The sequence below is a fragment of the Sphingobium ummariense RL-3 genome (assembly GCF_000447205.1).
In the GTDB taxonomy this organism is placed as follows: domain Bacteria; phylum Pseudomonadota; class Alphaproteobacteria; order Sphingomonadales; family Sphingomonadaceae; genus Sphingobium; species Sphingobium ummariense.
Window position 1 is genome coordinate 30,013 of record NZ_AUWY01000118.1, and the last position, 9,978, is coordinate 39,990.

Below are 9,978 nucleotides of genomic sequence, written 5' to 3' on the forward strand. Positions count from 1 at the left end.
GCCCAGAGGGCAGGGAGACGATCTGACGATGTCGCTTGGACAACAACTGCACCCCCATCTTCCCTTTTTGCGCCGTTATGCTCGCGCGTTGACCGGCAGTCAGGCGCATGGCGATGCATATGTGCGTGCCACGTTGGAGGCCATCGTGGCGGCTCCGGAGGAGTTCCCGCGCGAGGTGGATCCACGTCTCGGCCTCTACAAGACCTTTCATGCGATCTGGTCATCCTCGCATCTCGAGGATACGCCTTCGATTGGCGGCGGCGGTCAGGAAGCGATCGCTCAGGCGCGGCTTGCCAGGCTGACGCCGCTGCCCCGCCAGGCGCTGCTGCTCACCGCGCTGGAAGGCTTCACGGTCGATGACGTAAGCTATCTCATCAGCCTCGAACCCGATGAAGTGGAAGGGCTTGTCGAGGAGGCGCTCAGCGAGATCGAGGCGCAGACCCGTGCCAAGGTCCTGATCATTGAGGACGAGCCGATCATCGCCATGGACATCGAGACGATCGTGCGTGACCTTGGTCATGAGGTGACCGCCATAGCCGTCACCCGCGAGGATGCGGTGCGGGAAGCGATGGCGGATCGACCTGGCCTGGTGCTCGCCGACATCCAGCTGGCGGACGACAGCAGCGGCATCGATGCCGTGAAGGACATCCTCACCGAGTTCTCCGTACCCGTGATCTTCATCACCGCCTTTCCGGAGCGGCTGCTGACCGGGGAGCGGCCGGAGCCGACCTTCCTCATCACCAAGCCGTTCCAGCGGTCGACGGTAAAGGCGGCGATTTCCCAGGCACTGTTCTTCGATGAGGCAACGGCGCCGGTCTGATCGTCCAAAGGTCTGACGGTAAGGAACTCCGGCGTACGCATCCGCGTTAATGATGCGTAACGACCGGGAGAGACGGGCCATGGCCGAACAGGAACAGCATGTCACCACCGATGAAGCCCGCGCTGGCTCCACGCCGCATATCATGCGGTATGTACTGGCGATCTCCCTCGCATTGGCGGTGGTCGCGATGCTTCTCGTTCTATGGCTCTGAACGGGCAGGCAGCAGGCATGAGCCGGTGAGGATTTCGGGGATAGGATGCGGGCGCTTTTATGGCTTTGACGACGTCGGTTCATGCAGCGAGAACGACAGCCGGCATGGGGGTTGTTGGCATGGATGAAGATATAGCGAACGCTTCGGAAAAGGCGGAGGAGCGGGCAAGTCTGTCGGACACCGACTTCAAGCGGGAGCTGGCTGCCGTGATCCCGCATCTGCGTGCCTTCGGACGATCGCTTTCGGGAAACCGCGATGTGGCGGACGATCTGGTGCAGGAAACGCTGCTGAAAGCATGGGCGGCGAGGACTCGTTTCCAGGCCGGCACCAACATGCGTGCCTGGACCTTCATCATCCTGCGCAACCACTATCTCTCCCAGATGCGGCGCTCTCGCTTTCGCGGCGATTGGGATGATCTCGCGGCGGACCGGCTGCTCGCCGCACCTGCGGGGCAGGACAAGCATGTCGAGCTCAGCGACATGCAACGCGCGTTGCTGCAACTGCCGCAGCCTCAGCGCGAAGCCTTGATCCTGGTTGGCGCTGGCGGTTTCGCCTATGAAGAAGCGGCAGAGATTTGCGGCGTCGCGGTCGGCACCATCAAGAGCCGCGTAGCACGGGGACGCGCAGCGCTGGAGCAAATTCTGGAAAATGGCGATTTGCCTTCTCGTCGCAGTCATGAAACGACAGACGCTGCGGTGATGGACGAGATTATGGACGACGTGGACCGTCTGAGCCGTGGCCGCGAGGTTACCGGGACGAGCGGGGCCGACGAAGAGGATTGACGTTCGGAACGGCAGATGCTTCCCGTTCGTTGAGCGGGGGGAGGAATGTGCCATGGGAACGCCTAGAAGGCCTTTGCCTGAAGATTGTCTGGCCAGGCAGGGTCGGCGTCGAGGATTGGTTTTTACGTTGATCGCCGTAGCTCTGCTGTTGGCGATCGCCTTTTTCTACCTCACGCACCATCGACGGGACGACCGAGCCGCGGATGATCTGACGCAAGCTGCAAGTTCCGCCGACAATGCGGTGATTTCCATCAGCGATGCCGCGAAGAACGCCGCGGATACCATGCGCAAGGACAGGAAGGAGCCGTAGGGCCAGACAGCGCTCTGCCGTAATCCGGGTGACGGTTTTCTTTCCGGTTCGCATCTTCTAAGCGGGGATCATGATCCCACCTGCGGGCGCGACGCGCTTTGCGCGGGTTCGCGCATATCTGGAATCGGTCCATATTCCACCGGGCCCCGCGGCCTGGGCCTTCGAGTTCCTGCTCTTCGGCTTCAAGCAGGGCTGGGCCTGCCTGTTCGGTGGCTTGATGCTGGCGCTGCTGCTTGGCACGCACCTCTTCTACCCGGCGGACGCGCCGCTGCATCGTTATGATTTTCTGACCCTGGCCGCCATTGCAATCCAGGCGGCGATGCTCGCTTTCCGACTCGAAACTGTGCGTGAAGCGGTGGTGATCTGTGCCTTCCACGTCATTGGAACCGTCATGGAACTGTTCAAGACGCACGCCGGATCATGGATCTATCCCGAGGCAAGCCTGCTGCATATAGGATCGGTGCCGCTCTTTTCCGGATTCATGTACGCGGCCGTCGGCAGCTATATCGCGCGGGTGTGGCGCATCTTTGAATTTCGTTTCACGGTCTATCCCTCGGTCCGGGCGACCGTGCTGCTGGCGGCGGCGATCTACGTCAATTTCTTCGCGCATCACTGGCTACCGGATATGCGGCTTGCGCTGTTCGCCGCCGCGATTTTGCTGTTCGGGCGCACGTGGATCCTGTTCAAACCCTGGCGGGAGACGCGGCGCATGCCGCTGCTGCTGGGCTTCTTCCTGGTGGCGCTGTTCATCTGGTTTGCGGAGAATATCGGTACCTTCGCAAATGCGTGGACTTATCCGGATCAGCGGCACGGATGGCAGATGGTGGGCTTCGCCAAGTTGGGAAGCTGGTACCTGCTGATGATCATCTCCTTCGTGCTGGTGTCCGTCGTGCACGGCGTTGACCGCGATCCGGCCGGCTCTCCGGACTCTGAGCCCCTCAGATCAGATAGCCCACCTCGTACAAGCCCCAGCGGCGTCCCTCGAAGACGAGGGGAACAAAGACGCTGCGCAGCGCGCGATACCGACCTTCCCCCAGGTCCTGCCGATAGGTGTAGAGAAAGAAGTCGCTTTCCCCGTCCAGGGCGCGTCGCGTCTGCGCATCCATGAATATCTGGCGGTTGCGGGCATGCTCCATGTTCCAGAGCGGCTCACCCGGGCGCTGCGGATGGCTGCGCGCGCTGATATGGGTCGGCAGATAGCCGTTGATGTCGATCAGGCAGCAGCCGACGATGGCGGCATCCTCCGCCGTTCGCCGGTCGAGCAACGGGCGCAGCCATGCATCGGCAAAGGCGGTGAAGCCATTCTCATATTGCGCGGGGTCGGAACCGGCTATGGGGCGGTAGGCGGTATCGAACAGGGCGCCGGCGTGGAGATCGCCGCGGGCAAGCGCGCCCTCCACGATCGCGCTCACCTCGTCGGCGCCATCCTCGGCAAGCGCGATGTAGCGGCTGTTGCGGGTGCGCTGCCCGCCATGGGCGGAACGGTCGAGCATGTCGTTCGCCATGCCCTCCAGCTTTTCGAGCTGGATGCGGGCGGCGTCCACGCGGGCGGCGCTTTCGGCTGCGCGGTTGCCGAACAGGCTGAGGCCATTGCGCAGCGCTGCCACGTCGCCTTCCGCCTGCCCGGTGCAGGCGACGATGCTTTCGGAGCGCTCGCCGAACTGGGTTACGAGACCGGCAATATCAGTCAGCGCCGCGCGCAGCGTGTCGATCCGGTCGCCGACCGCACGTCCGCGGTCGATATTGGCCTCCACCCCGCCGATCAGTCGCCGGGCGTCGCGATCGAGCCTGCCGAGCTGGTCGCCCACGGACGACGCGGATTCTCCGGCCTGTTCGGCCAAGCGGCGAATCTCGTCCGCGACGACGGCAAAACCCTGTGTCGCCTCGCCGCCACGCGCCGCCTCGATCGCGGCATTGATGCCCAGCAGGCGCGTCTGGCGAGCGATAGCGCCCAACTGGCCGGAAATGTCACCGACCGTCTCGATAACGGAAAGGAACTCGCGAAGGTCGCCCTCCAGGCCGGTAACCTGCTCCACAAGGCCGGCGATCTGCTCCAGCGACAGGCCGATCGTGTCGTGTCCGTCTGCGACGATGCGCCCAGCGCGACGAGCGGTCAGGCTGAGCTCTCGCGCCGCCGTCACGCTCTCGCTCTGGCTGGTGACCAGCGTCTCCATATTGGATTGCAGATCCGAGAGGCGCTGGGAGTCATTCTGGATGCGTCGGTTGAGGCGCGCCAGAAAGCCGGCAGTTTCGCTGCATTGCAGCGCAATGTCACCGGACCGCTCCCCAAGATCGGTCAGCAAGTCATGATTTTCCAAAGCTGGATGCCCCCAGATCCTGGAGTGGATAGTGCGGAATTAACCATGCAATGCAACAATTAAGATTTCGCAGCTGTCACAAACCGCGTGCTTGCATCGCGCCCGGCGCTGGCCGACAAGACTGTCCATGCTTCTGAACTTCCTCGACGCGCTGCGCGCTGCGGGCATTCCCGTCGGCATCAAGGAGCATCTGTTGCTCATCGAAGCATTGGAGAGCGACGTCATTACTCGACGGCCGGAGGAATTCTATTATCTGGCTCGTGCCACCTATGTGAAGGACGAGGGGCTGATCGATCGCTTCGATCAGGTGTTCGCCCGGGTTTTCAAGGGCGTGCTGGGCCAGGAGGGACTGGAAGCGGAAATTCCCGACGAATGGCTGCGCCTGGTCGCGGAGAAATATCTGACGCCTGAAGAAAGGGCGCGGATCAAGTCGCTAGGCGACTGGGACGAGATCATCGAGACGCTGAAGAAGCGGCTGGAGGAGCAGCAGGGCCGCCACGAAGGGGGGAGCAAGTGGATCGGCACCGGTGGCACATCGCCCTTCGGCCATGGTGGCTATAATCCCGAGGGAGTGCGGATCGGCGGGGAGAGCCGGCACCAGCGCGCGATCAAGGTGTGGGAAAAACGCGAGTTCCAGAATCTCGACAATGCGCGGGCGCTGGGTACGCGCAACATCAAGGTGGCGCTGCGGCGGCTGCGCCGCTTCGCGCGGCAGGGTGCTGCGGACGAGCTGGATCTGGACGAGACGATCCAGGGCACGGCGCGACAGGGCTGGCTCGATATCCGGATGCGACCCGAGCGGCACAATGCGGTGAAGCTGCTGCTGTTCCTGGATGTGGGCGGCTCCATGGACCCGTTCATCCAGCTGTGCGAGGAACTGTTCTCAGCCGCCACGGCCGAGTTCAAGAACTTGGAATTCTTCTATTTCCACAACTGCCTGTACGAAGGTGTGTGGAAGGACAACCGCCGCCGCTTCTCGGAACGGATACCCACCTGGGATATCCTGCACAAATATGGTCACGATTATAAGGTGATCTTCGTCGGCGATGCGGCGATGAGCCCCTATGAGATCAGCCATCCGGGCGGCTCTGTCGAGCATATGAACGAGGAATCCGGAGCGATATGGCTGCAGCGGGTGACCAGCACCTATCCGGCGACAGTGTGGCTGAACCCCGTGGCGGAGGCGTACTGGAGCTACAGCCAGTCGACTCAGGTCATCCGGCAGCTGATGAACGAGCGCATGTATCCCCTTACCATCGAGGGGATAGATGCGGCCATGCGAGAACTGACGCGCAAGCGCTGAGCAGTTGTTCTGCGTAATTTCGGGAAATATTGTGCTATATTTATGTAATAATATTACGAGTTATAGACATTATATTCCAATGAGGCGGAAGGCGGATGAGCGATTCAACTGACCGCCTCGCTCTACGCCTTGCCCCCGCACCCAGCGCCGTCATCCCTGACCAAGCGAAATTCCATCTATCCGCTTGGCCCGTTCCTGCAGCCATGGTTTAAGCGCCGCATGACCATCCTCCGTTGCGCCCGTGCGTTGCTCCTCGCCGGCTTGTTCGCCTCTTCCTCATTGTCCGCCCAGTCCGTGCCGGAACCGGTCGACGCCGTCGATCCCTTCATCGGCACGGGCGGGCAAGGCCACACATTTCCGGGCGCCGTCGCGCCCTTCGGCATGGTGCAGCTCTCGCCCGACAGCCATGTCGGCGCGGCGCGGCAGACCTATGACTGGGCGTCGGGATACCGGCACGAGGATCCCACTATCCTGGGCTTTTCCCACACGCATTTTTCAGGTGCGGGGCATAGCGACCTGGGCGATTTCCTGGTGATGCCGGCCAGCGGCGATGTGGTGCCGCTGGAAGCCGGGGCGACGGACAAGCCTGGCAGCGGCTATCGCTCTCGCAAGGCGGACGAGGTGGCGACCCCCGGCTATTACGCGGTCACGCTGACCGATCCGGGTGTGCGGGCGGAGCTGACGGCTGGCACGCGGGTGGGCGTACACCGCTACGCCTTTCCCGCAGGCAAGGCGGCTCATCTGGTGCTGGACCTGCGCTCGATCATCTATGATTATCCCGGCAAGATCCTGTGGTCGTCCATCCGCTTGAGGCCCGACGGCGTGATCACGGGCATGCGCGAAGTGCGCGGCTGGGCGGCGCCGCGCCGCATCTTCTTCGCGATGCGCTTTTCGGCGCCGCCGACGGGCCACCGCTTTGTGAGCACCGAGGAGAACATCCTCTACAAGGGGTTCAAGGGGCCGGGTCGCGGACCGGAAACGCTGGATTCCCTGTCGGGCCGCGCGATCGTCGCGCAGCTCGACTTCGGGACTCTTGCCAAGCCGCTGGAGGTGAAGGTCGCGCTTTCCGGCGTGGACGAAAATGGAGCGCTTGCCAATTTGGCGGCCGAAGCCGGAGATTTCGACGCGATCCGGGCGAAGACTCGCTCTGCGTGGGCCGATGCGCTCGGCGCGGTGAGGATCGATGCGCCGGCGCCGATGCGGACCAACGTCTACACCGCGCTCTATCACAGCCTGATGGCGCCAAGTATATGGAGCGACGCCGACGGGCGCTGGCGCGGGCCGGACGACCAGGTGCATGAAGGCAAAGACTTCACCTTCCATTCCACCTTCTCGTTGTGGGATACGTTTCGCGCCGAGCATCCGCTGCTGACGCTGATCCAGTCTCCGCAGAAGAATGCCGACTTCGTGAACTCGCTGATCGCCAGCCAGCAGACCAGCCCTTTCAATATCCTCCCGGTCTGGCAGTTCGCGGGCAAGGAGACCTGGACGATGATCGGCTATCATGCCGTTCCGGTGATCGCCGATGCGTGCCTGAAAGGGATCGCCGGGATCGATTGCCGCGCTGCGCTGAAAGCCATGGTGGCGAGCGCGGACTACGGCCCCTATGGCGGGCTGTCCGACTATATGAAGCTGGGTTATGTCCCGATCGACCGGGAACCGGAGGCGGCATCCAAGACGGTCGAATATGCCTATGACGACTGGACCATCGCGCGCCTTGCCCGCAAGCTGGGTGACGTCGCCATCGCCGAGCGATTCGAGAAGCGCGCCGCCAACTGGCGCAACAGCTTCGATCCTAAGAGCGGTTTCCTGCGTGCGCGCAAGGCGGACGGGACTTTCCGTACGCCCTTCGATCCGACCGCGATCAACTATGGTAGCGACTATACCGAGGGCAATGCCTGGCAATATAGCTGGTTCATGCCGCACGATCAGGGCGGCCTGTTCCGCCTGCTGGGCGGCGATGCGAAGGCCGTGGCGAAGCTCGACGCCATGTTCGACTTCGACAACAGCAAGATAGACTACAGCCATGCCGAGGACATTGCGGGCCTGATCGGGCAATATATCCATGGCAACGAGCCGAGCCACCATGTCGCCTATCTATACGATTATGCCGGCCAGCCCTGGCGCACGCAGGAAAGGCTGAAGCAGATCGTCGACAGCCAGTACAAGCCGACCGTCGACGGGCTGGCGGGCAATGACGATCTGGGGCAGATGTCCGCCTGGCTGGTGTTCACGGCGCTGGGTTTCTACCCCGTGGCGCCGGGCAGCGGTGAATATGTGATCGGACGGCCCTTTGTCGATCGCGCGGAGATAGTCCTTCCTTCGGGCAGGCGCTTCATCATGATCGCCGAGGGGTTGTCCGAGGAGAACCGCTATATCGGCAAGGTGACGCTGAACGGACGTCCGCTGAATCGCAGCTATATCCGCGACGAGGAAATCCGCATGGGTGGCGAATTGCGCTTCATCATGCAGCCGGCGCCGAACAAGGGATGGGCGACGGACACCAAGACGCGGCCCTATTCGATGACGGGATACGGGCGGTAGGGACGGTCGTCCGGCAGCGGCGTACCTCGCTACCGTCGCCCTTCCTCCAGTACCTCGGGCCGCCTGGGGGATTCAGCCATCGACCATCCAGCGCATTTCCCTGGCTGCCGGGAAGTGCAGTACAACCCAAGGTCTGTCGCGGACCGCCCCGCCGAAGCTTCATTCGCCCATTCAGATTTTCTTTGCCATTTTCGGGCATGGTGCGGGCACTGTCGGAATGGCTTACACCCGGTCGTAAGACTTTCCGATCCATGGTCGCCGTCCGGCAGGCCAGTGGGATGGGCGCTGCGCATGATAAGGCTGTTTAAACATTATGTCCCGCATGCCGTGCTGCTGCTCGGTTTGCTTGATTTCGTGCTGCTGCTCTGCGCGGCTGAGGGTGGCTGGATTCTGCGCGCGCGACAGATCGGCATGGATGTTGACCATGTGCTGACTCGCCTGCCGCCGCTGTTGACCTTCGCCATCGCCATCCAGACCGGCATGATCGCGGTTGGCGTGTATGGAACCGAAGCGCTGCAGTCGATCCGTTTCGCCTTCGCACGGTTGCTGGTTGCCATCTCGCTCGGAGTCATTTTCCTCTCCGTCCTTTACTTCCTGCTGCCCGGCATCACGCTTTGGCGGTCCAATTCGCTCTACGCCATGATGCTTGCTTTGACCCTGCTGCTGGCGGTTCGGTTGTTGCTCGGCTCGATGCTGGGCGGCGAGGCGTTCAAGCGACGGTTGGTGGTGCTGGGGGCTGGCGACCGCGCCAGTCGCATCCGGCAGATCGAGCAGCGCAAGGGATCCGGCTTCCTCGTCGTCAACTATATCGCGATGAATGACGGCCCCCAGGTCATCGAGGACGCGATCAACCGCAATGCCATCTACAATCTGGCCGACTTCGTCGTACGCATGGGGGCGAGCGAGGTGGTTCTGGCGCTGGAAGAGCGGCGCAACGCACTGCCATTGCAGGACCTGCTGCGGATCAAGACCACAGGTGTCCATGTCAACGAGATATCCACCTTCCTGGAGCGTGAGACGGGGCGCGTCGACCTGGACAGCGTCAATCCCAGCTGGCTGATCTTTTCCGACGGCTTTTCCGCTGGTCGGCGCCTGTCGAGCATGGCCAAGCGGTTGTTCGACATCGTTGCCAGCCTGATCCTTCTCGTGCTGACCAGTCCGGTCATCCTGATCGGCGCGATCCTGGTGAAGCTGGACAGCAAGGGGCCTGCTTTCTACCGGCAGGAGCGCGTCGGGCTTTACGGCCAGGAATTCTGGATCGTGAAGCTGCGGACCATGCGGCAGGATGCCGAAGTCGCGGGGCAAGCAGTGTGGGCGGAGAAGGACGACCCGCGCATCACGCGGCTCGGCTACTGGCTGCGCAAGCTGCGCATCGACGAGTTGCCGCAAAGCTGGACGGTGCTGAAAGGCGAGATGAGTTTTGTCGGGCCCCGCCCGGAGCGGCGCCAGTTTGTCGAGGATCTGGAGCAGCATCTGCGCTATTATGCCGAAAGGCATATGGTGAAGCCGGGCATCACCGGCTGGGCGCAAATCAACTACCCCTACGGCGCGTCGATCGAGGATTCCCGCAACAAGCTGGAATACGACCTTTATTATGCCAAGAACTACACGCCCTTCCTGGACCTGCTGATCCTGATCCAGACGGTGCGGGTCATTCTGTGGCCCGATGGGGCGCGCTGAGGCGCGGGTC

Annotated in this window: 8 protein-coding genes and 1 pseudogene; 8 read left to right on the plus strand and 1 reads right to left on the minus strand. The window is 62.5% G+C overall.

Annotated features, from left to right (window positions below; translation table 11 throughout):
* Window positions 1–28 precede the first annotated feature (28 nt).
* The 5 genes and pseudogenes from M529_RS42240 to M529_RS48600 all read left to right on the plus strand — a co-directional run.
* The gene (locus tag M529_RS42240) at window positions 29–820 is read left to right on the plus strand and encodes a response regulator (RefSeq protein ID WP_031295311.1); all 792 of its coding nucleotides are present in this window, start codon (window positions 29–31) and stop codon (window positions 818–820) included.
* 79 nt (window positions 821–899) lie between these two features.
* The gene (locus M529_RS50615; protein WP_031295313.1) at window positions 900–1,031 is read left to right on the plus strand and encodes a hypothetical protein; all 132 of its coding nucleotides are present in this window, start codon (window positions 900–902) and stop codon (window positions 1,029–1,031) included.
* A 119-nt stretch (window positions 1,032–1,150) separates the two neighbouring features.
* Complete coding sequence (locus M529_RS42250; RefSeq protein WP_021319267.1) at window positions 1,151–1,813, plus strand: sigma-70 family RNA polymerase sigma factor; 663 nt, start codon at window positions 1,151–1,153, stop codon at window positions 1,811–1,813.
* Between the two features lie 127 nt (window positions 1,814–1,940).
* The gene (locus tag M529_RS0125000) at window positions 1,941–2,123 is read left to right on the plus strand and encodes a hypothetical protein (protein ID WP_021319268.1); all 183 of its coding nucleotides are present in this window, start codon (window positions 1,941–1,943) and stop codon (window positions 2,121–2,123) included.
* Window positions 2,124–2,193: 70 nt separating this feature from the next.
* Window positions 2,194–3,030 (plus strand): annotated as a pseudogene (locus M529_RS48600) (DUF817 domain-containing protein); the annotation flags it as partial.
* 31 nt (window positions 3,031–3,061) lie between these two features.
* Here M529_RS48600 and M529_RS50385 read toward each other — a convergent pair.
* Window positions 3,062–4,426 (minus strand): methyl-accepting chemotaxis protein, encoded by a 1,365-nt coding sequence (locus tag M529_RS50385; protein WP_031295319.1) that lies wholly within the window; start codon window positions 4,424–4,426, stop codon window positions 3,062–3,064.
* Between the two features lie 142 nt (window positions 4,427–4,568).
* Between M529_RS50385 and M529_RS42260 the strand changes: the two genes are divergently transcribed.
* The 3 genes from M529_RS42260 to M529_RS42270 all read left to right on the plus strand — a co-directional run bounded on the left by M529_RS42260 (window position 4,569) and on the right by M529_RS42270 (window position 9,968).
* Window positions 4,569–5,744: a vWA domain-containing protein gene (locus M529_RS42260; RefSeq protein WP_021319270.1), complete on the plus strand. Its 1,176-nt coding sequence runs from the start codon at window positions 4,569–4,571 to the stop codon at window positions 5,742–5,744.
* A gap of 219 nt (window positions 5,745–5,963) precedes the next feature.
* Window positions 5,964–8,288, plus strand: a complete 2,325-nt coding sequence (locus M529_RS42265) for a GH92 family glycosyl hydrolase (protein WP_031295321.1) — start codon at window positions 5,964–5,966, stop codon at window positions 8,286–8,288.
* 291 nt (window positions 8,289–8,579) lie between these two features.
* Window positions 8,580–9,968 (plus strand): TIGR03013 family XrtA/PEP-CTERM system glycosyltransferase, encoded by a 1,389-nt coding sequence (locus tag M529_RS42270; protein WP_031295322.1) that lies wholly within the window; start codon window positions 8,580–8,582, stop codon window positions 9,966–9,968.
* Window positions 9,969–9,978: the final 10 nt, after the last annotated feature.